The organism is Mycobacterium sp. ITM-2016-00316, from assembly GCF_002968335.2.
In the GTDB taxonomy this organism is placed as follows: Bacteria; Actinomycetota; Actinomycetes; order Mycobacteriales; family Mycobacteriaceae; genus Mycobacterium.
The window spans coordinates 4531998-4555269 of the sequence record NZ_CP134398.1; the positions used below are offsets into that span (position 1 = coordinate 4531998).

Sequence of the window (23272 nt, forward strand, 5' to 3'; positions counted from 1 at the left end):
GGGCTCGATCAGCAGTCAAACGGCACAGTGTGTCGCACCCGCTTCGCCGCAGTGCCCCGCGTATTACGCCGGTCGCCTAGAACTCCAGCAGGTTCTCCCGGAATGTGCTGTGGTTGTATCCATCTCGAATCAGACCCCGTTTGCGCAGCGCGGGCGCCAGGCCGTCGGCGATCTCGGCGATATTGCGCCGGGTGACCGTCGGCGACAGCAGGAAACCGTCACCGCCGACCTCTTCCATGGCCTCCCCCATCTTTGCCGCCACCGTGTCCGGAGACCCGACGAAGGCCAGACCGGCATGGGTGTCCACGGTGGCGATGGCCTCCCGAAGCGTCTTGCCGCGGGCGCCCTCGATGAAGGTTCGCAGGGTGCTGGTCTCGCCGTTACCCCAGACGTCGGGAACCTCTTTGTCGAGATCGAAAGTGGAGAAGTCGAATTCACCGCCGGAGGTGTAGCTGAGCCCCCACAACCGTCTCTCGATCGCGTGGTCGCTCCATCGGGCGGCCTTCACATCCTCCTCACGGGCCCGCGCGACGCGATCGGTGTCACCGAGAATCGGGTCGATCAGGAAGAGAATCTTCAGCGTGCTGGGGTCCCGGCCGTATTCCTTCATCCGCCGGTGCATGTCCTGACGGAATGCCTTCATGCCCTCGATGCTGGTGCCGTGGGCGAGCATGGATTCTGCATACTTGGCGGCAAGGTCCCGACCGGCAGGCGAGGCGCCCGCCTGCACGATCACCGGTCGGCGCTGCGGTCCGGGGATGGTGTTCAGCGGTCCCCGGGTCCGAAAGTGCTTGCCCTCGAAGTCGACGGTGTGCACCTTGGTGTGGTCGGCATAGCGGGGGGTGTCCTGGTCTACCAGGACGGCACCTTCTTCCCATGAATCCCACAATGCCCCAACCGCTTCCATCCATTCTTTGGCCATCTCGTAACGCTCTGCGTGCAGCATCAGCTCGTCGTACCCGTACTGCTGGGCAGCACGCGCCGAACTTCCGGTGACGACGTTGAGCCCCACCCGCCCGTCGGTCAGATGGTCCAGGGTGGTCATCGTCCGAGCCGCCATGAACGGGTGGTAGAAGCTCGTCGAGAGCGTGACGGCGATACCGATGTGTTTGGTGCGCTGGGCCAACAATGGAATCAGCGGCACCGGATCACACTTCGGGGCCAGCAGCCCGTACTTCAGTGTGGTTTCCATCGAGCGACCGTAGGCGTCCTCCACCATGCTGGTGTCCTCGACCAGCAGGTAGTCGAAGCGGGCTCGCTCAAGCGACGCTGCCAGGTCGACGAACAGATCGCCCTTCATCCAATCGTGCCCGGTGTTGCCCGCCCACGGATCCATCGCCCAGGTCTGTACGCTGAAACCGCTGCCCATAAACCAGCCCAGATGAAACATCGTTACCTCCCTCAGGAGGTCCAATCTGCGTCCGAGTTGTTTCAGACTGTCGCAGCAGGCGGATCGGATTCATTACGCCGCCCAGCCCCGGGCGATCAATCGGCACATTGCGCTCGGGTCAGACACCGAAGATGGGCGGCAACGCCAACACCATCGCCAGCCCCCACCAGAAGTGGGTGAGCATGGGCGCGAGCACGCCCCCGGTGAGCCGTCGCTGCAGGGCGCACACCGTACCGAGCAACACCGCCGCGAAACCGAGCATCGGGTTGCCCGAGGCCAGGGTGGTGAAGATGTAGATGGCGGTCGAGACGGCGACCGGATGGAAGGTGCCGAGTGCGGAATACAGCGCCCCGCGGAAGAAGAACTCCTCGGCCAGCCCGTTGATGAGGGTGATGAAGACGATCAGCGGCAGCGCGCCCTGGTTGGCGAATTCGAGTACGGCCGTGATGTATTCGCGCACACCGGGGATCTCACGGGCCACCAGACCGCCGACGACGAATGCCGCGGCCAGCCCGAGTCCGACCGCCGTGCCCAGCAGCACCGGGCTTCGCTGCCGGCCGCCGTACTGCATCTTGCCCAGCGGTACCGGACCGGAGGCGAACGCGCCCACGATCCACGTCGCCGCCATGGCCAGTGTGAGCCAGTAGAACGAGGCGTCGCCCGGGGACCGGCTCAACGAGAACGCGAGCAGTACCGCGCCGATCAACAGGAACACACCGACCGTCACCCGGCGCCGCAGCACCACCGTGGGGGTTTCCGGCACCCCGATGGCACGACGCTTCCACCAGGGTTGGGTCAACCGGTACCGGCTCTGGGTGGGGCGTTCTGTCATCGCGGGTCGACCTTCGCCGCCAAATCCGCCAGTACGTCGAGCCCGGTGCGCACCGCTGCCCTGGCCGGCCCGGGTAGCGGCGCCAGCATGGACAACGCGGGCCTGGCGATCCACGGTGTCAGCTGCCGGATACGGGCGGTGTCACCGCCTGCCCAGTCCGGGTCGGTGTCGGCGAGGTGATGGGAGTCGGCCAGATTGTTGACCGGCCGGCGCGGGTGCATGGCCAGCGCCCGCATGATCGCGTCCTCCACACTCAGCAGACCACCGTCGGGGTCGGGCACCAGCTCGCGCAGCCCATCTCCGCTGGCTGTCATCGGATAGTCAAGGGAAGCAGTGAGATCCGCAGTCAGGCCGCCAGGCACCGGCAGCACCGCTGCAGACACCAGCGATACCAGGCCGGTGGGCACACCACCGACCGGGACCTCGAACTGCCAGTTCCCGCTCAGCCGCGCGTAGCTGGCGAGCAGGTCGCGGTAGGTGGTGGTTTCCGTGCCGCTGATGTCATAGGAGCCGGCCGGGACGCGCTCGGAATCGGCCGCGGCCACCAGGTAGTGCAGCACATCGCGAATCGAGATCGGATCGATCGGGTTGGACATCCAGCTCGGCAGCGGCAGCACCGGGAATCGGTCGCTGACGTAGCGCAGGATCTCGAACGAGGTCGAACCCGCCCCGATGATCAGTGCGGCACCCAGCCAGACGACCTCGGCTCCACCGTCGACGTGTAACGCCTCGGCCACCTCGGCGCGCCCGGCCAGATGGTCGGACAGCGCCTCACCGCCGGGGACAAATCCACCCAGGTAGACGATGCGGTGCACCCTCGCGGCGCGGGCGGCCTCGGCGACATTGGCCGCCGCCCGGTTGTCGGACTCCCGGAAACCGCTCTCGCCGATCCCGTGCAGCAGGTAGTACACCACGTCGATCTGCCCCGCTAGTTCGAAAGCCGCTGCGGTGGAGTCAGATTCGCGGGCGTCCATCGCGACCACGGTGACGTCGTCGAACCAGCCGTACGCTCCCAGCCGGGCGGGGTTGCGGCTGGTCACGACGACATCGTGACCGGCCTCGAGCAGTTCGGTGACGAGGCGCGAGCCGATGTAACCGGTGGCACCCGTCAGCAGGATCCGCATAGCCCCAACGTACCCACGCCGACGGGGACGAAACCGGACTATCGACCTCCCGGGGCCGCTGCCTGGGGGAACGCCCGGGTCGACGTGAGCAGCGACACCATCGGCATGCTCAGATGTGGTCGTCATGGCCACTAGACGCCCTGATACACCTTGCGATAACTCGACGGGGACATGCCGACGCCGCGGCGCAGGTGGTGACGCAGGTTGCCGCCGGTGCCCAACCCGGACAACCGGGCGACCTCGTCGACGGGCAGATCTCGCGACTCCAGGAGCTCTCGGGCCCGGTCGATGCGCCGGTTGCGTATCCAACTGCCCGGTGCCTCACCGGTTTCCGCGCGGAAGCGGCGATTGAAGGTGCGCGGGCTCATGTGGGCATGCCGGGCCAGCGCCTGCACGGTCAGCTGCGCATCGAGGTGGGCCAGCGCCCATTCCCGGGTGGCGGTGGTGGAGGCGTGATCGGCGACCGGGACGTGCCGGTCGATGAACTGCGCCTGACCGCCTTCCCGCCACGGCGGCACCACGCAGTAGCGGGCCACCTCGTTGGCCACCTGGGTGCCGTGATCGGACCGGATGATGTGCAGGCACAGGTCGATACCGGCGGCCAGACCGGCCGAGGTGAGTACATCACCGTCATCGACGAACAACACGTTCTCGTCGACCTGCACGCTGGGGAACAGCGCCCGCAGCGTGTCGGCGAAACGCCAGTGCGTGGTTGCCGGCCGCCCGTCCAGGAGCCCGGCGGCGGCCAGTACGAAGGCGCCGGTGCAGATGGACACCAGCCGGGTGCCGGGCCGGATGGCGTTCAACGCGGCGCACACCTCGGGTTCCAGCGTTCCGTCGATGCGCGCGGGTGCGTAGCGGGTGCCGGGGATGACGACGGTGTCCGCGGCGGCCAGGGCCTCCGGGCCGGCCGTCGCGATCATCGCGAAACCGTTGACCGACGACACGGGTTCCTCATCGACGGAACAGACCGTCACCTCGTAGAGTGGCTCGCCGTCGGATCCCTCGGCCTGGCCGAACAGCGTGGGGGCGATGGTGGCGTCGAAACCCACCACCGGCGGCAGCAGCAGGACTGCGACGCGGTGCATGCCCCAGTTTGGCACGTTCTTGATGAGCGCTGTCGTTTATGCCACTAGGCGGCTGCGCCGGGACCCGCCAACATCGACGCATGACACTTCTGCGCGCCGGCGGCCGCCTGCATTGGGCCTGGGTGGTGGCCGGCGTCAGCTTCGTCGCGATACTCGGCGCGGCCGCCTTCCGGGCGGTGCCCGGGGTCATGATGAACCCGCTGCACCACGAGTTCGGCTGGTCGCACGGCACCGTCGGCGTGGCGATGGCCGTCAACATGACGCTCTACGGTGTCACCGCCCCGTTCGCCGCCGCGCTGATGGACCGCTTCGGGGTCCGGCCGGTGCTGTCCGGCGCGCTCGCGCTGATCGCCGCCGGTTCGGCGCTGAGTGTCTTCATGACCGCCAGCTGGCAGCTGGTGCTGCTGTGGGGTGTGCTCGTCGGCATCGGCACCGGCGCCATCTCGATGGGATTCGTCGCGACGGTGGCCACCCGCTGGTTCGAGGCGCGGCGCGGCCTGGTCACCGGCGTGCTGACGGCCGCCAGCGCCACCGGACAGTTGATCTTCCTGCCCGTGGTGGCCGAGGTGACCACCCGGCACGGCTGGCGCTGGGCATCCCTCATCGTGGCGGCCGCCGCGCTGGCCGTGGTGCCGTTGGTGGCGGTGTTCATGCGCAACCGGCCTCAGGACATCGGGCTGACCGCGTACGGCGGTACGTCCACCGATCCCGTGGTGCTGCCGACGGGCACCTTCAGTGCCGCCTTCGACGGGCTGCGCATCGGGCTGCGTTCTCGGGCGTTCTGGCTGCTCGCCGCCAGCTTCGCGATCTGCGGGATGACCACCAACGGGCTCATCGGCACGCATTTCATCCCGGCGGCCAACGATCACGGCATGCCCACCACGCTGGCCGCCGGCCTGCTGGCCACGATCGGCGTGCTGGACGTGGCCGGGACGATCTTCTCCGGCTGGCTCACCGACCGGGCGGACCCGCGCCTGCTGCTGTGCGTCTACTACGCCGGGCGCGGTGTCTCACTGCTGTTGCTGCCGTCGCTGCTGTCCCCGAACGCCGAACCGGGCACCTGGGTGTTCATCATCTTCTACGGGCTGGACTGGGTGGCCACCGTGCCGCCGACGATCGTGCTGTGCCGCGAGTTCTTCGGCACCCGGTCGCCGATCGTGTTCGGCTGGGTATTCGCATCACACCAGCTCGGCGCGGCGATCGCGGCGGCTGGGGCGGGCTGGATCCGGGACCTGCAGGGCAGCTATGACCTGGCGTTTTACCTTGCCGCCGGGCTGTGTTTCGTGGCCGTACTGCTCTGTGCCGGGGTGCGCAGGCCGGTGGCCACGGTTTCCTAGCATTTGGCTGCGCTCACCTGGACGCATACGATTCAACCGGCGCCGCGGGGACGCCAGAGGCTTTGAAACAATCCGGTCAGCCGCGTCCCCGCTTGTGACGCGCCGACCCAGTCATGAGCGGGAGGAAAAACACGTGCACGCTCGCACCGGCAAACTCTTCGGCGTCGTGGTCGCATCGTCGGCCATCGTTTTCGCAGGAACCACCGTCACGGCTCACGCCGACGATCCCACCACCACCCCCAACATGGTGATCGCAGAACCGAAGGGCCCCACGTGTGACGCCACCGTGAAGTCGGTGGCCACCGGCCCCGGTTCGCTGACCGGCCTGGCCAAGGCGCAGTCGTCGACCGCGCTGGCCAGCATCCCGGCCATCTCCACCTTCAGCAATGCCATCTCCGGCCAGGTCAACCCGGAGGTGAACGTGGCCGCAGTGCTCGACAACGGCCCGTACATCGTGTTCGCGCCCAGCGATGCGGCGTTCGCGAAGCTGCCGCCCGAGAAGCTGGAGTCGCTCAAGAGCGACCCGGTCGCCTTGACCGCGCTGGTGTACTACCACATGGCGCTCGGCATCCTCGGCCCCGACGATATCGAGGGCACCATCTACACCCAGCAGGGCAAGCCGGTGATCGTCAAGGGCAGCGGCGGCGATATCACCGTCAACGACGCCAAGGTCGAATGCGGCGGTATCGGCGCGGACCACATGCGCGTCTACATCATCGACACCGTGCTGGACCCGGCCGAGGCGCCGACCCCGGTCACCACCAGCACCTCGACGACCAGCACCACGTCGACCACCTCCACCACGGAGACCACGTCGGCAACCGAGACCACCTCGGCCACCGAGGCACCTGCGACCGTCACGGTCACCGAGACGGCGCCGGCCGGCTGACGCACACGAGAAACGGCGCCCACTCCTCCCGGAGTGGGCGCCGTTCTTGCGTTGTGGGGCTTACAGACCCAGATCGCGGCCGATGATTTCCTTCATGATCTCGGTGGTGCCACCGTAGATCGTCTGGATGCGCACATCGACGTAATCCTTGGCGACGCGGTACTCGTTCATGTAGCCGTAGCCGCCATGCAGTTGCAGGCAGGAGTCGACGACCTTCTTGCCGAGCTCGGTGCACCACCACTTGGCCTTGGACGCCTGGACCGCGGTCAGTTCACCGTCGACGACGGCGCGCAGGCACCGGTCGACATACTGCTCGGCGATATCGAGTTCGGTGTCCAGCTCGGCCATCACGAAGCGGCTGTTCTGGAAACTGCCGATCGGCTGCCCGAATGCCTTGCGGTCCTTGACGTATTGCAACGTCTCGTTGAACGTGGCCCGCGCCCCGGCAACACCGGCGATGGCAATGGACAGCCGCTCCGAGGGCAGGTTCTCCATCAGGTGGTAGAAACCCTTGCCCTCGGTGCCGAGCAGGTTGGCCGCGGGGACGCGGACGTCCTCGAAGTTCAGTTCGGAGGTGTCGGCGGCGTGCTGGCCCATCTTGTCCAACTTGCGGCCGCGGGTGAAGCCCGGGGTGTCGCGCTCCACGACCAGCAGCGAGAAGCCCTTGTGGCCGGCCTCCGGGTCGGTGCGTGCCACCACGACCACCAGGTCGGAGTTGATACCGGCCGAGATGAAGGTCTTGGAGCCGTTGATGATGTAGTCGTCACCGTCACGCACCGCGGTGGTCTTGATACCCGCAAGATCGCTGCCGGCGCCGGGCTCGCTCATGGCGATGGCACCGATCAGCTCGCCGCTGGCGAAGCCCGGCATCCAGCGCTCCAGCTGCTCCTTGGTGGCCAGGTTCTTGAAGTACGGGCCGACGATGTCGTTCTGCAGGCTCACACCCGGGCAGGCCAGCCCAAACTTGGAGAACTCCTCGACGATCACGGCGTTGAAGCGGAAGTCGTCCACTCCGCCGCCGCCGTACTCCTCGGGCATGTTGAACCCGATCAGGCCGTAATTGCCTGCTGCCACATAGGCTTCGCGGGCGACGAGGCGGTCGGCCTCCCACTTCTCGACATTGGGCAGACACTCCTTCTCCAGGAACTGCTTGGCAGTCTCCCGGAGCTGCTCGTGCTCGGTTTCGAAAACCAGTCTCTTCACTGTTACTTCGCTTTCCAGACCGGCTCGCGCTTCTGCGCGAAAGCCATCGGTCCCTCTTGTGCATCTTCGGTCTTGAGAAGGGTGGCGAATTCGCCGAAGGTCTGTTTCCAGTACGGCTCGTCGGCGGCGACGACGCCGTCGATGGCGCCGTAGGACACCCGCTTGCTGGCCCGAACGGCCAACGGCGCGTTGACCGCGATGCGTTCGGCCAGTTCCAGGGCGGCTTCCACGACGGTGCCGTCCGGCACCACCTTGTTGATCAGGCCCCATTTGAGCGCATCCGCCGAGGTCAACGGTTCGCCGGTGTACACCAGCTCCAGAGCCAGCTTCTGCGGCAGCTGCGCCACGATGCGGAACACCCCGCCGGCACCGGCGATCAGACCGCGCTTCACCTCGGGCAGACCGAATTTGGCGCGTTCCTCGGCGACCACCAGGTCGCTGGCCAACGCCAGTTCGGTGCCTCCGCCCAGGGCGGTGCCGTTGACCGCGGCGATGGTCGGCTTGTCGATGAAGTGCCGCACGTAGCCCGCAAAACCCCACTCCGGGTGGTCCGGGTGGAACAGGTTCTCCCCGCGCGAGATCGCCTTGAGATCGGCGCCCGCACAGAAGGACTTGTCGCCGGCTCCGGTGAGGATGACGACCCGGATCTCCGGATCGTCCTGGGCGGCCTGCAGTGCATCGCCGACGCCGATGGACACCGACGCGTTGATGGCGTTGCGGGCCTCGGGCCGGTTGATCGTGATGATCGAGACGTTGCCACGTCGTTCCACAAGCGCCCCGGGCGCTGCACCCGGCTCGGTCACAGCAGTTCCAGGATGGTCGCGTTCGCCTGACCGCCACCTTCACACATGGTCTGCAGGCCGTACTGAATGTTGTTGTCCCGCATGTGGTAGAGCAACGTGGTCAGGATGCGCGCACCGGAGCCGCCGAGCGGGTGGCCCAGAGCGATCGCGCCGCCATTGGGGTTCAGCCGGCTCTCATCGGCGCCGATCTCCTTCAACCAGGCCAGCGGCACCGGGGCGAAGGCCTCATTGACCTCGAAGGCGCCGATCTGGTCGACCGTGAGGCCGGACTTGGCCAGCGCCTTCTGGGTTGCCGGGATGGGCGCGGTCAACATGATGACCGGGTCCGCGCCGGCCAGCACCGCGGTGTGCACCTTGGCAAGGGGCTTGAGGCCCAGCTCTTTTGCCTTCTCGGCCGAGGTGACCAGCAGCGCGGCCGAACCGTCGGAGATCTGGCTGGAGTTACCGGCGTGGATCACGCCGTCCTCCTTGAAGGCGGGCTTGATGCCGGCCATGGATTCGACGGTGCCACCGCGGCGGATGCCGCCGTCTTCCAGCACGACGTTACCGTCCTGGTCCTTGATGCCGACGATCTGATCCTTGAATGCGCCGGAATCCTGCGCCGCGGCGGCCTTCTCATGCGAGCGCAGGGAGAACTCGTCGAGCTGGGTGCGCGACAGGCCCCACTGCTCGGCGATCATCTCGGCGCCCACACCCTGGTTGGGGGTCTGTTCGTAGCGGGTGCGGAAGGCCTCCGGGTAGGGGTGCCCGCCGTTGGCCAGCGAGGAGCCCATCGGGGTGCGAGACATCGACTCGACACCGCCGGCGACGACGACGTCATAGTGGCCGGCCACCACGCCGGCGACGGCGAAGTGCAGCGACTGCTGGCTGGAGCCGCACTGGCGGTCCACGGTGACACCGGGCACGGTCTCGGGCCACCCGGCGGTCAGCACGGCGGTGCGGGCGATGTCGAGCGCCTGCTCACCGGCCTGCATGACGCAACCCCAGATGACGTCGTCGACGAGCCCCGGATCGATCCCGGCGCGCTGCACAAGGCCGTTGAGGACCTGGGCCGACAGTTCGGACGGGTGCACCCCGGACAGCGCGCCGTTGCGCTTGCCGACTGGTGAACGAACTGCCTCGACGATGACGGCTTCAGCCATGGACTTCTCCTTCGAAGGTGGTTGGCGTTTTTATATAGATGGACTTAAATCGAACCTAGAGCAGAAGGTTTACTAGGTCAACCTACTGGTTGGTAGAGCGCGGATGAACGCAGGTGCACGCGCCGGGTTGGCCGACATGGTTTACTGAGTTGAACACCTGACATCAGCGTATTCCCGAGGAGTCACACCGTGGCCGGCAGCACCCCGCTCTCGCCGATGATCGGCCGCAGCGCCGTCCCGGCGGTGGCCGGTGCGCCCATCCGCTCACCCAAGACCGCCGAATTGGTGGCCGGCACGCTGCGCCGGATGGTCGTCGACGGTCAGCTCAAGGAGGGCGACTTCCTGCCCAACGAGGCCGAGCTGATGGCCCACTTCGGGGTGAGTCGTCCGACACTGCGCGAGGCGGTGCGGGTGCTGGAGTCCGAGCGCCTCGTCGAGGTGCGCCGCGGTTCACGCACCGGCGCTCGGGTGCGGGTTCCTGGCCCGGAGATCGTGGCGCGCCCCGCCGGTCTGCTGCTCGAGCTGTCGGGGGCGACCATCGCCGATGTGATGACGGCCCGCGCCGGTATCGAGCCGATGGCGGTCCGCCTGCTCACCGAATCGCGAAACACGGCGGCGTTCGACGAACTCGACACGATGATCGCCGAGCATGTCCCGTCCGGGCGCGAGACCGGCCGGATGGCCGAGACCACCGGCGATTTCCATCAGCGCGTCGTCGAGCTGTCGGGCAACGCAACCCTGACCATCATGGCCGGCATGCTGCACGAGATCACGGTGCGGCACACCGCCTTCGCCATGAAAGAGAACCGGCCGCTGTCCAAGTCGGACTACGAACTGTTGATGCGGTCCTACAAGCGGCTGATGACGCTCATGCGTTCCGGCGACGGCGAGGCCGCCGAGGCGCACTGGCGAAAGCATCTGGACACCGCGCGGGAACTGCTGCTCAAGGGCATGGAGTCCGTCAAGGTCCGCGATGCGATGATCTGACGCCGCTCAGGGCGTACGCCCCGGCGTCTGCACGTCATAGACCGGCACGGTGTCGTCCCACGGCTGGCGGACGACCATGTCGGCGACCTTGACGTAACCGCGTTCGAACTCACCGGTGGCGGCGTCGACGAGGCGGTACTGCTGGGTCTGCCGGTGGATGGGCTGCGCGTCGAGCATGACGATGCGCACCTCCCCCGGCTCGAAATGACAGCGCTGCTGCAGCGCCGCCACCAACTGCTCATTGCTCATGTGGCCGTCGCCGAAGTTCCATCCGATCGCGGTGCTGACTATGCGCTCGCCATCGGTGAGCGTGTAGTCGTCCTCGTTGTACCCGGCCATCGCCCGGTGCGCCAGGGTGAACAGCGCACGACCGTGAGTGTTGAAGGAACGGAACGCATATCCCATGTACATCGGGATCTGGGCGGCTTCCTTGCTGCCGTAGAACTTCTCCAGCTGTGCGGCAGGCATGCTGGCGATCGCGACGATGCCTGCGGCGATCTTGGCGTCCGCCGAGGGCTTGATACACCACAGCGAGGTGTCCCAGTTACCCGCGTAGTAGCGCATGCCGGGCAGGAAGGACACCTTGCGCGGGAACAGGTTTCCCAGCACCACGGTGCCCGCGACCACCACCAGCAGCACGATCGGCCACGGGCTCGACAGGTCGCCGAGTCCGATACCGGAGTGGCCCACGAACAGCGCCAGCACGCTGAACATCATGAAGACGTTCCATTCCAGCGGCACCCCCATCGGGATCGAACTCAGGATGCCGAAATGGAAGACCAGCATGACGAACGCCGCGATGGCCGTCGCCCAGCCGCCGTGGCTGAAGAACAGCACCAGCGGCACCAGACCCTCGATCGCGGTGGAGAAGTGCCCGATGAAGCGGGAGGCCCGGCCGGGACGCAGGTCATCGGGGAAGTGTTCGAAGAACTTCCGCTTGATGGCCGGCGACCGGAAGACGGGGTTGTTGCTCATCATGGTGGAGATGACGAACGGGAAGTGCTTGTTGAGTTTCGAGGTCGCCGCACCCATCCAGATCACCAGACAGACCAACTTTGCCGCGATGATGATGTCAGCGCCGGTGAACAGGAAGCACACCGCCAGCGACCCGTACACCTCACCGCGGGCGGCCAGGAAGATGACCTTGTCGCGCAGACCGGCCAGCGCCAGCAGCACGAGGATCGCCGCGGTCTGCCAGACCGGCAGCACGCCGACCTCGGTGCCGAGTTCCGGGATGGGTCCGGTGCCCTGGGAGAACAGCGCGACGACGAGCATCACCAGCAGTGCCCCGTAGAGCAGCACATCCACCGGGCCGCGCGCGTCACCCTTGGTCAGCGGGATGCGGTTGGGCCACGGGGGCAGCCGAATCGTCCTGGGCCGCAACCAGTACAGGATCGATCCCATCGGTGGGAAGAACCGGTTGTTCAGCGGGCCGAACCCGCAGCCCAGGCCGACGACCTCGAACAGCATCGTGTAGAACACGACCTTCTGATAGAGGATCGGCTCGTTGTACCAGGACGAGAATTCGGTGAACCCGCCGAGACCGTCGGTGGTGGCGAGCACCAGCACCCACGCCACCACGATGTAGGCAAGGATCTTGGCGACATAGAACAGGTGCAGCACGACGGGCGTACCGAACCCGACCTCGGCCCAGTGCCGCGCCATCGGGACGATCCGCTCGGCGCGGGTGCCCTTGCTCCACTCCTCGAAATCGATCACCGGAGTGGTCTGTTTCAGGAATCCCATGCCGGTCAGACTAGAACGTGTTCTAGTCTGGGGCCAGCAGTTCGGCCATCTCAGCCGCCGCGCATCATCAGCGGATGCAAAGCCGCAGCTCGATTACACCTGGTGCGTTAGGTCTTGGCCGGCGGGCGGAAGAAGATCACCAGCTGACCGATGCCGCCGAGCAGGCCCAGGCCGACGGCGATGGCCAGGCCGCACCAGCCCGACAGCCAGGACGCGATGTCGGTACCGGAGAACAGCAGGTGGTCCAGGCTGTAGCGGCCCGCACCGGTGCCGGCGATGGCCACCGCGGCCACTGCGAGCACCAGGTTGTACTCCCAGCCCTCCTTGACGATGAAGAAACCGTTGTGCCGGTGCACCGTCCACGCCGCCACCAGCATGAGCGCCACGAACCCGGCGGCCGGGACCGGCGTGAGCAGACCCAGCGCCAGGCCCAGGCCGGCGGCGATCTCGGTGCCGGCCGCCACGCGCGCGTGGAAGAGGCCCGGCTTCATGCCGATGCTGTCGAACCAGCCCGCGGTGCCCGGGATGCGTCCACCGCCGAAGAACTTGTTGTAGCCGTGGGCGGCCATGGTCAGGCCGAGAACAACGCGCAGGAGCAGGAGCGCCACATCATAGGAAGAGGAATCAGCCACGTAACAGAATCTAGGCCATCTGTTACGTCGCCGCCCAGCCCCCATCCACACTGAGCACCGCGCCGTGGATATTCGCGGCGTCGTCACCGGCCAGGAAGACCACCGCGGCGGCGACCTCCTCGGGGGTGCTCATCCGCCGTGACGGGATGCGGGCCAGGTCGCGGGCGGGATCGACCCCGAACGCAGCGCCGCCGCCCTGCTGGCCGGAATCCAGGGTGGTGTCGGGATCCTGCTGGCCACCGGCGACCTGGGTTATCTGGAGGCCGCACTGGACGTCGGGATCGCCACCCTGCGCGCCTCCTGACCTCGCGCCGAGCGGCCACTTGCGACACGCACATCACGAAAAGTCGTGCGATAAGTGGCCGGTCGGCCGGTCAGAGGGCGGCCTCCAGACGCTGCACATACTCGTCGACATCCCCGATCGCCGATTCGGCGGCATACACGCTCAGCGCGATGGTGGCGCCGACACCGGTCACGCAATGGGTGATCCCCACCATCGGCGACAGGCCGGGGAAAGCCGCCGCCATCCGGACCGGCCGGCCGCCGAGCGTGAAATCCGCTGCCCCGCAGTTCACACTGGACACCACGGTGTTGCCGGTCACCGTCGATGACCGCACCGACGGATCGAACGTGCCGATCCCCCACCGCAACAGCGGTGCCGGAGTGGCGTCGAACGCGCGCTCGGAGGCCCGCATCGCCGGATGCGCCGCGCGAAGGCGGCGGGCGGCCAGATCGGCGGCGATCGCGTCGAGGCGCTGCGGCGCGGGAAGCTGCGGGTGCAGCCCCACGCCCACGGTCCCGAAATGGTTGTATGCCTGGCGCGGACCGGGCTTGGCCATCGTGACCTCCGCCCCGAGCGCCCCGGCCGGCACGCCGAGAGAGCCGAGTTGGCCGGCCAGCGCCTCCGAGATCGCCGACAGCGCCGCGACGGTGACGGTGGCCCCGGAAAGTTCATCGCGGTCCCGCACCAGGGTGCGCATGAGCTGGGGACCTGACGGATTGTCATTGGTACGCAACGGGATACACGGCGCGGCCGGGGGCGGGACCAGACCGGCCTCGGTGTCGGCCACCAATTGCCGGTAGGCGCGGGTGGCCTGCACACTGCGCCACGGCAGCAGCGCGGGGTGCGCGTGCACGGGCGTCACGGGTGCGACCACGACGGATCCGCCGAACATCACCGACGCCGGCCCGCAGGTCCGCCCACCCCCGCCGAGGGTGTGGGTGATCTGCAGGACGGCGACGGTGCCCTCGCCCTCGACCCCGGGGACTCCTCGCACACCCGCGAAAAGATGCAGCCGCCAGGGCATCACCCTCGGATCGAGCTGATCGTGGACGAGGGCGCTGACCGCCGCCAGGCAGCCCGTCCAGGAGGTATCGGCGATCTCGTGCACGATGAACTGTCCGGCATCGACCTCGTGGGGCACCCAAACCGGGTACCGCCGGCGCGAACTGTCCTCGATGCGTTGCGAAAGGTCCGGGCTGGTGCGGGCATTGGTGATCAGCTGGCCGATCGCCGCGTCCAGGCTCGCCGGCACGCCGTCGAATCCGTACACCAGGAAGGTGTCGTTGGGCATTCTGGCCGACATCCAGAACATCTGGGCGTCGACCGCGGTCAGCCGGTTAGCCCCCACTTCCGATGAAATCCAGGATGCGTTCCGCCGTGGCAGCGGACTGATCGAGCTGCAGGAAATGTCCGCCGCCCTCGATGACATGGGCGGCACTGCCGGCGGGCAGCACCCGGCGCACCCACTGGGTGTAATCCGATGACGCACAGCCGTCGTCGGTGCCGTGCAGGTAGAGGGTCGGCAGGACGGGCGCGGACAGCCAGTGCCGGTGCAGCTCGGCGTAGCGGGCCGGCGGGCGACTGTTGCGCACCGTGGCCCGGTAATAGCCCAGCGCCGCGCGCCAGCGCTCCGGCGCTCCGATCGCGTCGAGCACCAGGCGCACATCCTCGGCACCGTCGTACCCCGGGGACCAGTCCCGCCACAGCTTGGGCACCACCCGGGCCGCAGAATGTTCCGGCAGCCAGGGTAATTGAAAATAGAGGATGTACCAGCTGCGCCGCAGCTGCCGCGGCAGCTGAGCGGCCAACCGGGCAATGTCGGAGCGCTGCCGGAACGCCGCCGACGGGGGCACCGACATGATCGCGGCCTTCGCGAACGGGCTGTCCGGCATGGCGGCCAACCCGGTGGCCGCGATGGCACCCCAGTCGTGGCCGATGACGACATCGCGCCCGGTTGGGCCGGCGGCGTCGAGCACCCGTAGCGCATCGTCCATCAGGGCACCGACGTGATAGCTCCCCTCGGCCGACAGCGAGGACGGCGCGTACCCGCGCATGAACGGGGCCACCACCCGCCAGCCCGCGTCGGCCAACCGTGGGGCCACCTTGCGCCAGCCGTGGGCGGTGTCGGGAAATCCGTGCAGGCACACCGCAACCGGGGCGTCCGCGTCGTGCCAGTCACCCCACGTCAACGCGCGCAGCGTGACATCGTCGCCTGTGACGTCGATCTGGCCGGACACCTGCGATCGCCTAGACCGGATCGAAACCGGAAATCAGCCAGCGGTCCCCGGTCTTCTCCAGAGTGACCCGCACGCTGGAAGCGGTGTCGGTCGGCGCGTCGGCGCCGACCACCACGGTCTGGTTGACGAACACCAGTACCACCGCGCGATTCGGCTCGGCCTCCACCGAGGCGGCCGCCGGTACCGTGGCCACCGCGGAGATCTGCTTCTCCTTGGCGCCCGGGATGACCACATCGGTCGTGAGATCGGTGTAGGCCTGCTGGAAGTCTCCGGTCAGCAGTGACCGGGCATCGGAGAGCTGCTGTTCCACGGTATCGGGCTCGTAGGACAGCAACGCCATCGTGCTGTCCTTGGCGACCTGCACCGATTCGACCGCGGCACCGTCCCCGTCGCGCACCGAATTGTCCTGCCATTTCAGGTAACCGGCGCCCATGGCCAGCACCAGCGCGAGGGCGGGCAGGACTCCGTAGGCCAGCACCCGCGGCCACTCGATGGATCGCTTCTCCCGCGCGGCGGGGCTCGCTTCGGACGCCTCGGGAGCCTCACTGTCCTCGGCCACCTCGTCCAGTTCCACGGCAGTGGAATCGGCCTCGGTCACCTCGGGTTCGGTGACATCGGGTTCGGTGGCATCGGGTTCGGTCTTCTTCTCGGTCACGGCACGAACTCCACGTTGGACACCTTCACCTGATCATCGCCGACATCCTGGACGGTGACGCGCATCCGCCACAGCCGCGGCTGCTGTTCGGCCGCACCGGCATTGGAGGTCTGCACCGTCACCGCGACGAGCACACTGGCCTCGGTATCGGATTCCGATTCGATCCCCGCCTCGGTCACCATGCCGACGGACTTCGACTGCGCCTGCTTGACGACCTCGATGAACGGGCCCGCACGCTGCTGGAAATCGTCGTAGAAGGTGCCGGTGGCAGAGTCCACGATGCGCTGCACATCGGCCTCGGCCTGCTCCCAGTCGATCGTGGTCAGGTTTATCGCACCCTGCCGACCGACCTGGAGGAACAGCGCGCGTTGCGCCTCGAGCTTCTGCGATTCGTAGGTGCGGAAACCGAGCCAGCCGACCAGGCCGGCCAGGGCGAGCACCACCACGAGTCCGACGATCGTGGCCAGCTTCAGATGCGACATCCCGGGCTCGGCAGGTTCCTCGGCCACCGCATCGTCGAAATCCTCGACGGCCTCGTCTTCTGGCGTCTCGAGGGTCTCTTCGGTGACTGTCGCTTCAGCTTCGGATGCGGACTCGCTCACTTCCCCGGAGGGGGTAGCAGCATCGTCTGCCATGTTTGCTCCTCGTTCGCGGTGCGGGCCAGGTTCGATTGGGTGTACACCTGCCCGTCCGGTCCAACGTACGTGCCGCTGGCCGGATCGTATTCAGCGGCTGCGACGGGCGGGGGTGCAGCGGCCGGCGGCGGCGCTGTTTCCGCAGGTGGTGTCCCAGGCCGGACCTGCGGGATGGACTGTCCGGACATGGTGGCGTTCGGATCGCCCTTCCAGTTGAAGCCGTCGTTGAGCGGGACGTAGTTCTCGTCGCTCTCGCACATCGCCACGCTGGGAGCACGCTTGCCCGGCACCGTCAGGCACGGCAGGTTGCGGGCGCCACGCACGTTGAACGCGGAGTCCTGCGGAACCCGGCAGTACAGGTCACCGGCCGGCCGGTCCGGGTAGTCCTCCAGGCTGGCGACCCGCTGCTGCTGCGGCGGCAGGAAGCCGGTCGTACAGGCGGGCGGCAGGTTCAGGTTCAGATTGAAGTTCAGGTACGCGCCCTTGTAGTCCTGCTTGGTGTTCCGGTTGGCGGTACCGGTGGCCTGTGTGGTGGCGGTGCCCTGCGGCAGCAGCACCAGCAGCTGCTCCAGCGCGGGCTGGTAGGTGACCAGCACCGGGTTCACGCTGGCCAGGTTGGCGAGCACGATCGGCAGCGTCGGCTTCAGCCTGTCCAGCAGCGCCCGCACCTCCTCGGCGGCGCCGGGTCCCCGTTCCAGCAGCCCCCGCACCGCGTCGTCGTGGTCGCGCAGTTCGCCGGTGATGGTGGCCAGGTTCGATGCCCACGCGCGGATGGCGCCGGAGGTGTCGGTCTGGGTGTCGAGCACCGGCTTGGACTCGTCGATCAGGGTGGTCAGCGAATCCAGGTTGGCCCGTGCATCGATGGCCAGCTGGGTGGAACCCTTCACCAGCCGCGACAGGTCCGGGCCCAATCCGCCGACCGCCAGGTAGGCCTCGTCGACGGCGGTGCGCAGGTTGTCGCCCGGAATGGCTTGCAGGCCACGGTTGGTCGCGTCCAGCAGGGTGTTGACGTCCATCGGCACCGTGGTGCGGTCGAGCGGGATGACGTCCCCGTCGCGGAGTTCGGGTCCCTCACCGCTGCGCGGTAGCAGTTCGACGAACAGCTCACCGACGGCGGTCTGGCTGTGCACCGCGGCGTCCAGGTCGGCCGGGATCGACACGTCGTCGGTCAGCGACAGTTTCGCCTCGACGGTGCCCCGGTCGGTGAGGCCGACTTCTTCGACCCTGCCCACCTGGGATCCGCGGTAGGTGACATTGCTGCGCGGGTACAGGCCCCCGGTTTCGGGCAGCTCCAGGGTGACCCGGTAGTGCCCGGCGCCGAAGAGCAGGTTCGGCAGCCGCATGTATCCGAAGGCCATGATGCCGATCGCCACCACCGAGATGGCGATGAAGACCGCCATCTGGATGAGGATTCGTCTGGTGAGGATCATGTCATCGCCCCTGATCCCACCGGTACGGCGCGAGTAGCGGATTCACCCCGGTGTACGGGCTGGGCAGCTGGCCGATGGTGCGGCCCCATTGCATCTCCAGCTCGGTCAGATCGCCTTCGAAGCGGGTGCCGGTGAACAGACCCTGGTCGACGCGGCTCAGGGTCAGGTCGACCACCAGCGTGAGGTTGGCGTAGTCACCGCGCATCCAGTTGGTGATGGTTTCCTTCGGGAAGGGATAGGTCGTGAGGAAGCTCAGCGAGCGGGTCAGTGCCGGTCCGGCGTTGGCCAACTGCTCCAGCGTCGGACCGAGGGCCTTGAGCTCGGCGACCAGCGCTTCCCTGGTCTGGCTGGTCGCATCGGCGGCCAGCGCGCTGAACTTGCCGAGCTGGGCGAGCGCCTCGGCGAGCATCTCGCGCTGGTCCGCGAGCACCTCCAGCGCATTCGGGATCGTCTCCAACGCCTTGTCCACCACCGGCTTCTGCTCGGCGACCTGACCGACCAGAGAGTTCAGGCTCTCGGCCGCGGCGATGATGTCGTCCTTCTGGTCGTTGTTGTAGGCGATGAAGAGGTCGAGCTGCTCGATCAGGCTGCGCAGGTCGGCCTCGCGGCCGGAGAAGGCCGTACTGAATGCCGTGGTGATGTCCTGGACCTCGCCGATGCCACCGCCGTTGAGCAGCAACGAGATCGCGGCCAGCGTCTGCTCGGTGGTCGGGAAGGCTCCACTGGACTCCAGCGGAATCACGGCTCCCGCCTTCAACCGGCCCTCCGGCGCGGTGGCGGTCGGTGGCGCGAGTTCGATGTGCTGCGACCCGAGCAGGCTGGTCTGGCCGAGGGTGGCGGTCGCGTTCGCGGGCAGCACGACGTTCTCGTTGAGGCTCATGGTGACCAGTGCGTTCCAGCCCTGGCGCTCGATCCTCGTCACGTTGCCGACGGTGACATCGTCGACGCGCACCCGGGAGTTCGGCGACAGGTGATCGACATCGGGCATCTGGGCCTGCACGGTGTACGCCCCTGGCCCGACGCCCTCGACACCGGGCAGTGCGACCGAGTTCAGGCCCTTCCACTGGCAACCGGTGGCGGCGGCAGCGACGACCAACAGGGCGCCGGCAACGCGAACGGAGGTGCTCATGATCCGGGTCCCGTCGGCACCATCAGCCCCGGCAAGCCGTCGGCCGGGTTGGTGGCCATCGCCTCGGCGGCCAGCGGCGGGCCACCCGGAGCTGGTGCGGCGGCACCGGCCGGCGGCGCGGCGGGAGCGGGGCCCGGCGGCGGGATGTAATCCGGGCGCATCCAATCCTCGCTGTAGGTGATCTCATTCGGGCGTGCCTGGGTACCGACCGCGAGGTTCTGGCCGATCGGCAGGAAGTTGTACTGACGGTTCTTGATGATCGGCGCCAGGTACTGCACGCAGAGTTTCGAGGACTGCTCGGCGCCGAGTCGCGAGGCCGCCTGCACCGCGCCGCACAGGAAGCTGATCGGGTTGGCGAAGTTGTTGATCACCGGCACGCTCGACACCGCGCCCTGCGCCGGCTGATAGATGTTGATGTAGTTCTGGAACGACGTCGGCGCCACGTGCAGGAACTGCTTGAGGTCGCCGAGGCTGTCGTTGAGGGCCTGGGTCACCCCGGCCAGCCGATCCGATGTGGTGCCGAGGCTTTCGCGGTTCTCGGCGACGAAGCTCTGCACCAGGCCGACGGTGTCGGCGAGGTCCTGCACGGCGGTGCCGACCTCGTCGGGATTGTCGGCCAGCGTGCCGGTCACCGAGGCCAGGTTCTGGTTGAGCTGGCGCATCACATCGGTGCTGTCCTGCAAGGCCGAGACCAGGATCGACAGGTTCTTCACCGTGGCGAACACATCGGTGCTGTGGTCCCCGACCGCCGAGATCGCCTGGGACAGCTTGACCAGGGTGGCCCGGATGTCCGCGCCCTGGCCGCGCAGATTGTCCGCGGCGGTGTTGATGAAGGCGCCGAGCTCGCTCACCCCGCCGGGCTCGGTGGGCTGCAGCGTCTCGGTGATGCGATGCAGCTGTTCACGGACATCGTCGTACTCGACCGGCACCACGGTGCGGTCTTGTTCGATGACGGCGTCGTTCTCCAGCACCGGTCCACCCGAGTAGGTCGGGGTCAACTGGATTGCCCTGGAGGTCACCAGCATCGGCGACAGGATGGCCGCGTTGACGTCGGCGGGCACCTTGTGGCGGTCGTCGTACCAGAACGAGATCTTCACCCGCTCGGGCTCCGGCTCGATCTTGTCGATCCGGCCGACCGGCACACCGAGGATCACCACATCGTCGCCTTCGAAGATGCCGTTGCTGCTGTCGAAGTAGGCGACGACGTTGACGCGGTTGATGCTGTCGCTGACCTTGATCACCACGAACACGCCGGCGGCCAGCAGCGCGACCAGCGCCACCGCCAGGAACGTCCGCGTGCGCGGCTTGGAAGGCATTGCCATCACCCAACTCCCGGTTCTGCGCCGGATCCGGCGCCGTGCGGCGCGGGCTCACCGGGGGCGGGCACGTAGATCGGGCCCGGGGGCGTCGGGGTCGACGCGATCCCCGGCGGGGCAAGTGCGGGCGGTCCCGGCGGCGGTCCACCCGGCGGCGGTGCCGGGATCGGCTCGCGATACGGGTAGCACCCGGTCGGGCCGGGCAGCGGGATCCCGGGCGGGCCGCAACCGAGGTCGCCGGGGTTGCCGGTGATGGCGTCGGGCAGGGTCATGCGCGGATCGCCACCCTGACCGGTGCGCGGGAAGGGCACCGGCATGGCCGGGGTGCCGGCCTGACCGACCTGCGGATCGGTGCGCTCCGACGGCAGCAGCACATTGGGGTCCAGACCCAGATCGGAGAACGCGGCGTCGACGAACGGCTGCACGAACTGTCCGGGAAGCAGGTTGGCGACATAGGACTTGAAGAACGGTCCGCCGGACACCGACTCCCCGAGCGACATGGCGTAGTCACCGATGAGCTTCAGCGATCTCTGCAGACGTTCCTTGCGGTTGTCCAGGATGGTCAGCACGCCGTTGAGCTTGTCGATCGCCGGCTTCAGGGTCTCGTCGTTCTCGGCGATGAAGCCCTGCAGCTGGCGGCTCAACGCCGAGATGTTGCCCGAGATCGCGTCCAGCGCCGCGCTTTGGGCCTGCAACTCCGCCAGTAGCGCATTGCTGTTGCGGACCAGCCCGACGATCTGGTCACTACGTTCGGCGAGCACCGTGGTGGCCTTGTTGGCGTTGGTCAGCAGTCCCCGTAGCTCGGCGTCGCGCTCGTTGAGCGTCTCGGAGAACCGGGAGACCCCCTCGATGGCGACCCGCAGCTCCGGCGGGGTGTCGGCGAAGGTTTCCGAAAGCACCCGCAGGGAGTCCGTCAGCTGGTTGGTGTTCAGTCCGCTGATGGTGGCCGACAGATCGCCGAGCGCGTCGGGCAGTTGGTAGGCCGGAGTCGTGCGATCCAGCGGGATGGTGCCGTCCTGCCAGCCGTCACCGCGCGGGGTGACCTCCAGGTACTTGGTGCCGAGCAGGCTCTTGGTCTTGACCGCGGCCTCACTGCGATCCCCGATGCGCACGTCGCCGTCGATCTTGAACGTGACCAGCACCTGCCGGCCGTCCAACTCCACACCGGAGACACTGCCCACCCGCATACCGGAGACCTGCACGGCGGCGCCGTCACGGATACCACTGGCCTCGGCGAAGTAGGCCGAGTAGTTCTTGCCCTGGCTCAGGAAGGGCAGCTTGTCGTAGTTCAGCGCGCCCAGCACGATCGCCGCGATGATCGCGAGACCGACTGCGCCGACGACGAACTGGTTACGTTCTCCGAAAGACTTCATCGCGGGGTGCACCTCCCGCTGTTCTGCCCGGCCGCCTTCACATACACAGGCTGACCGCCCTTGCCGTTGAGCTTCAGGACGATATCGCACAGGTAGAAGCTGAAGAAGTCACCGTAGATGCCTTGCCGCGCCAATGCCTGATACGCATCGGGCAGGGTGTTGATCAGATTGTCGAAGTATTCGTGATCGGCGACCACGATGCCGGCGGCACGGTCGGTCTCCTGGATGGTCTTGGCCAACGGCGGCCTGGCCTGGGCCAGCAGGTCGGCGATACTGCCCGCCGCTTCGCTGACGTAGGCGACCCCGTTGGCGATATCGGTGCGGCGCGCGGCCAGCCCGTCGATCAATTCCGAAAGTCCGTCAACGGCTTTGGCGAACTGCTCGTTCTGGCCGCCGAGCGAACCCAGCACCGTGTTCAGGTTGACGATGACCTCACCGATCAGTTGGTCGCGGTCGGCGAGGGTGTTGGTCAGTGCCGCCGCCTGGGTCAGGAAGGACCCGATGGTGGCGCCCTGACCCTGCAGCGCGCTGATCAGCTGCCCGGACAGCGCGTTGATCTGGTCGGGTTCCAGGGCCTTGAACAGCGGGCGGAAACCACCGATCAGGGCGTCGAGGTCCAGCGGAGGTGCGGTGCGGGACAACGGGATCGTTGCCCCGGGCTGCAACCGCGAGGTGTCGCCGGTGCCCTCTTGCAACCCGAGGTAGCGGCCGCCGATGAGATCGTCGTAGCGGATCACCGCGCGGGTGCCCTGGGTCAGCACCACGGACTGGTCGGCGGTGAAGTCGACCAGGACCGTGCCGTCGTCGCGGATCCTCATATCGCCGACCTTGCCGACCTCGACACCGGCGATGCGCACGAAGTCGCCGGGCTCCATGCCACCGACATTGGTGAACTCGGCGCGATAGCCCTGTTCTGTCTCACCGAACCGCAACTGGGAGAAGATCGCGAACAACCCGAAGACACCCAGCAGACACACTGCCAGGAAGATGGTGAGCCGCCAGATGGCGCCCCCCAGATTGTCTTTCATGGCTGCTTACTTC

The 23272-nt window shown here is 67.4% G+C and carries 21 protein-coding genes and 2 pseudogenes; 4 read left to right on the forward strand and 19 right to left on the reverse strand.

Features of this window, described 5'->3' with window-relative positions:
* Positions 1–76 precede the first annotated feature (76 nt).
* The 4 genes from C6A86_RS21715 to C6A86_RS21730 all read right to left on the reverse strand — a co-directional run bounded on the left by C6A86_RS21715 (position 77) and on the right by C6A86_RS21730 (position 4434).
* Positions 77–1390 carry an NtaA/DmoA family FMN-dependent monooxygenase gene (locus C6A86_RS21715; protein WP_105363006.1) on the reverse strand — a complete coding sequence of 438 codons (1314 nt, stop codon included), beginning with the start codon at positions 1388–1390 and terminating at the stop codon, positions 77–79.
* 118 nt (positions 1391–1508) lie between these two features.
* Entirely contained in the window at positions 1509–2222 is a 714-nt protein-coding gene (locus tag C6A86_RS21720; RefSeq protein ID WP_105363005.1) for a CPBP family intramembrane glutamic endopeptidase, read from the reverse strand.
* Positions 2219–3346, reverse strand: a complete 1128-nt coding sequence (locus C6A86_RS21725; protein ID WP_105363004.1) for an NAD(P)H-binding protein — start codon at positions 3344–3346, stop codon at positions 2219–2221. Before C6A86_RS21725 ends, C6A86_RS21720 begins: the two co-directional genes overlap by 4 nt.
* Positions 3347–3477: 131 nt before the next feature.
* The gene (locus tag C6A86_RS21730) at positions 3478–4434 is read right to left on the reverse strand and encodes a GlxA family transcriptional regulator (RefSeq protein WP_105363003.1); all 957 of its coding nucleotides are present in this window, start codon (positions 4432–4434) and stop codon (positions 3478–3480) included.
* 80 nt (positions 4435–4514) lie between these two features.
* On the opposite strand from C6A86_RS21730, the gene C6A86_RS21735 reads away from it, so the two are divergent.
* Both C6A86_RS21735 and C6A86_RS21740 read left to right on the forward strand, forming a co-directional pair.
* The gene (locus tag C6A86_RS21735) at positions 4515–5771 is read left to right on the forward strand and encodes an MFS transporter (protein WP_105363002.1); all 1257 of its coding nucleotides are present in this window, start codon (positions 4515–4517) and stop codon (positions 5769–5771) included.
* Positions 5772–5904: 133 nt separating this feature from the next.
* Positions 5905–6660 carry a fasciclin domain-containing protein gene (locus C6A86_RS21740; RefSeq protein ID WP_199196160.1) on the forward strand — a complete coding sequence of 252 codons (756 nt, stop codon included), beginning with the start codon at positions 5905–5907 and terminating at the stop codon, positions 6658–6660.
* Between the two features lie 60 nt (positions 6661–6720).
* Here C6A86_RS21740 and C6A86_RS21745 read toward each other — a convergent pair whose 3' ends face one another.
* From C6A86_RS21745 to C6A86_RS21755, 3 genes are read right to left on the reverse strand one after another with little or no spacing between them, the layout of a single operon-like run.
* On the reverse strand, positions 6721–7863 hold the full coding sequence (locus C6A86_RS21745; protein ID WP_105363000.1) for an acyl-CoA dehydrogenase family protein: 1143 nt from the start codon (positions 7861–7863) through the stop codon (positions 6721–6723).
* 2 nt (positions 7864–7865) lie between these two features.
* The gene (locus C6A86_RS21750) at positions 7866–8666 is read right to left on the reverse strand and encodes a crotonase/enoyl-CoA hydratase family protein (RefSeq protein WP_105362999.1); all 801 of its coding nucleotides are present in this window, start codon (positions 8664–8666) and stop codon (positions 7866–7868) included.
* The gene (locus C6A86_RS21755) at positions 8663–9808 is read right to left on the reverse strand and encodes a thiolase family protein (RefSeq protein ID WP_105362998.1); all 1146 of its coding nucleotides are present in this window, start codon (positions 9806–9808) and stop codon (positions 8663–8665) included. Before C6A86_RS21755 ends, C6A86_RS21750 begins: the two co-directional genes overlap by 4 nt.
* A 189-nt stretch (positions 9809–9997) precedes the next feature.
* Between C6A86_RS21755 and C6A86_RS21760 the strand changes: the two genes are divergently transcribed.
* Positions 9998–10795 (forward strand): FadR/GntR family transcriptional regulator, encoded by a 798-nt coding sequence (locus C6A86_RS21760; protein WP_105362997.1) that lies wholly within the window; start codon positions 9998–10000, stop codon positions 10793–10795.
* Positions 10796–10801: 6 nt separating this feature from the next.
* Here the strand turns inward: C6A86_RS21760 and C6A86_RS21765 are convergent, their stop codons facing one another.
* The 3 genes and pseudogenes from C6A86_RS21765 to C6A86_RS21775 form a co-directional block, all read right to left on the reverse strand.
* Positions 10802–12541 carry a DUF3556 domain-containing protein gene (locus tag C6A86_RS21765; RefSeq protein WP_311100857.1) on the reverse strand — a complete coding sequence of 580 codons (1740 nt, stop codon included), beginning with the start codon at positions 12539–12541 and terminating at the stop codon, positions 10802–10804.
* Between the two features lie 107 nt (positions 12542–12648).
* The gene (locus C6A86_RS21770; RefSeq protein WP_233212882.1) at positions 12649–13110 is read right to left on the reverse strand and encodes a DoxX family protein; all 462 of its coding nucleotides are present in this window, start codon (positions 13108–13110) and stop codon (positions 12649–12651) included.
* An 85-nt stretch (positions 13111–13195) separates the two neighbouring features.
* Positions 13196–13330: pseudogene (locus C6A86_RS21775) on the reverse strand (SDR family oxidoreductase); the annotation flags it as partial.
* Between the two features lie 15 nt (positions 13331–13345).
* Between C6A86_RS21775 and C6A86_RS21780 the strand changes: the two are divergent.
* A pseudogene (locus tag C6A86_RS21780) lies at positions 13346–13477 on the forward strand (TetR/AcrR family transcriptional regulator); the annotation flags it as partial.
* A 70-nt stretch (positions 13478–13547) separates the two neighbouring features.
* On the opposite strand, the gene C6A86_RS21785 reads toward C6A86_RS21780, so the two are convergent.
* The 9 genes from C6A86_RS21785 to C6A86_RS21825 are packed head-to-tail and all read right to left on the reverse strand — an operon-like array spanning position 13548 to position 23259.
* On the reverse strand, positions 13548–14804 hold the full coding sequence (locus tag C6A86_RS21785) for a WS/DGAT domain-containing protein (protein ID WP_105361941.1): 1257 nt from the start codon (positions 14802–14804) through the stop codon (positions 13548–13550).
* Positions 14794–15693: an alpha/beta fold hydrolase gene (locus C6A86_RS21790; protein ID WP_105361942.1), complete on the reverse strand. Its 900-nt coding sequence runs from the start codon at positions 15691–15693 to the stop codon at positions 14794–14796. Before C6A86_RS21790 ends, C6A86_RS21785 begins: the two co-directional genes overlap by 11 nt.
* 10 nt (positions 15694–15703) lie before the next feature.
* Positions 15704–16348: a hypothetical protein gene (locus C6A86_RS21795; protein WP_105361943.1), complete on the reverse strand. Its 645-nt coding sequence runs from the start codon at positions 16346–16348 to the stop codon at positions 15704–15706.
* Positions 16345–16983, reverse strand: a complete 639-nt coding sequence (locus C6A86_RS21800) for an Mce protein (protein WP_105361944.1) — start codon at positions 16981–16983, stop codon at positions 16345–16347. Before C6A86_RS21800 ends, C6A86_RS21795 begins: the two co-directional genes overlap by 4 nt.
* Positions 16947–18413, reverse strand: a complete 1467-nt coding sequence (locus C6A86_RS21805) for an MCE family protein (RefSeq protein ID WP_105361945.1) — start codon at positions 18411–18413, stop codon at positions 16947–16949. Before C6A86_RS21805 ends, C6A86_RS21800 begins: the two co-directional genes overlap by 37 nt.
* A 1-nt stretch (position 18414) precedes the next feature.
* Positions 18415–19542, reverse strand: coding sequence for a virulence factor Mce family protein (locus C6A86_RS21810; protein WP_105361946.1), 1128 nt, complete (start codon positions 19540–19542; stop codon positions 18415–18417).
* Positions 19539–20864, reverse strand: coding sequence for an MCE family protein (locus C6A86_RS21815; protein WP_233212881.1), 1326 nt, complete (start codon positions 20862–20864; stop codon positions 19539–19541). The genes C6A86_RS21810 and C6A86_RS21815 overlap by 4 nt, the downstream gene beginning before the upstream one ends.
* Entirely contained in the window at positions 20864–22231 is a 1368-nt protein-coding gene (locus C6A86_RS21820) for a virulence factor Mce family protein (protein WP_311100858.1), read from the reverse strand. The genes C6A86_RS21815 and C6A86_RS21820 overlap by 1 nt, the downstream gene beginning before the upstream one ends.
* Positions 22228–23259, reverse strand: a complete 1032-nt coding sequence (locus C6A86_RS21825) for a virulence factor Mce family protein (RefSeq protein ID WP_105361801.1) — start codon at positions 23257–23259, stop codon at positions 22228–22230. The genes C6A86_RS21820 and C6A86_RS21825 overlap by 4 nt, the downstream gene beginning before the upstream one ends.
* Positions 23260–23272 lie beyond the last annotated feature (13 nt).

Excerpts from the sequence above, each read along its gene's own strand:
- C6A86_RS21715 (WP_105363006.1), bottom strand. The coding sequence starts at position 1,390 with ATGTTTCATCTGGGCTGGTTTATGGGCAGCGGTTTCAGCGTACAGACC.
- C6A86_RS21720 (WP_105363005.1), bottom strand. The coding sequence starts at position 2,222 with ATGACAGAACGCCCCACCCAGAGCCGGTACCGGTTGACCCAACCCTGG.
- C6A86_RS21725 (WP_105363004.1), bottom strand. The coding sequence starts at position 3,346 with ATGCGGATCCTGCTGACGGGTGCCACCGGTTACATCGGCTCGCGCCTC.
- C6A86_RS21730 (WP_105363003.1), bottom strand. The coding sequence starts at position 4,434 with ATGCACCGCGTCGCAGTCCTGCTGCTGCCGCCGGTGGTGGGTTTCGAC.
- C6A86_RS21735 (WP_105363002.1), top strand. The coding sequence starts at position 4,515 with ATGACACTTCTGCGCGCCGGCGGCCGCCTGCATTGGGCCTGGGTGGTG.
- C6A86_RS21755 (WP_105362998.1), bottom strand. The coding sequence starts at position 9,808 with ATGGCTGAAGCCGTCATCGTCGAGGCAGTTCGTTCACCAGTCGGCAAG.
- C6A86_RS21765 (WP_311100857.1), bottom strand. The coding sequence starts at position 12,541 with ATGGGATTCCTGAAACAGACCACTCCGGTGATCGATTTCGAGGAGTGG.
- C6A86_RS21770 (WP_233212882.1), bottom strand. The coding sequence starts at position 13,110 with ATGGCCGCCCACGGCTACAACAAGTTCTTCGGCGGTGGACGCATCCCG.
- C6A86_RS21800 (WP_105361944.1), bottom strand. The coding sequence starts at position 16,983 with ATGGCAGACGATGCTGCTACCCCCTCCGGGGAAGTGAGCGAGTCCGCA.
- C6A86_RS21805 (WP_105361945.1), bottom strand. The coding sequence starts at position 18,413 with ATGATCCTCACCAGACGAATCCTCATCCAGATGGCGGTCTTCATCGCC.
- C6A86_RS21810 (WP_105361946.1), bottom strand. The coding sequence starts at position 19,542 with ATGAGCACCTCCGTTCGCGTTGCCGGCGCCCTGTTGGTCGTCGCTGCC.
- C6A86_RS21815 (WP_233212881.1), bottom strand. The coding sequence starts at position 20,864 with ATGGCAATGCCTTCCAAGCCGCGCACGCGGACGTTCCTGGCGGTGGCG.
- C6A86_RS21820 (WP_311100858.1), bottom strand. The coding sequence starts at position 22,231 with ATGAAGTCTTTCGGAGAACGTAACCAGTTCGTCGTCGGCGCAGTCGGT.
- C6A86_RS21825 (WP_105361801.1), bottom strand. The coding sequence starts at position 23,259 with ATGAAAGACAATCTGGGGGGCGCCATCTGGCGGCTCACCATCTTCCTG.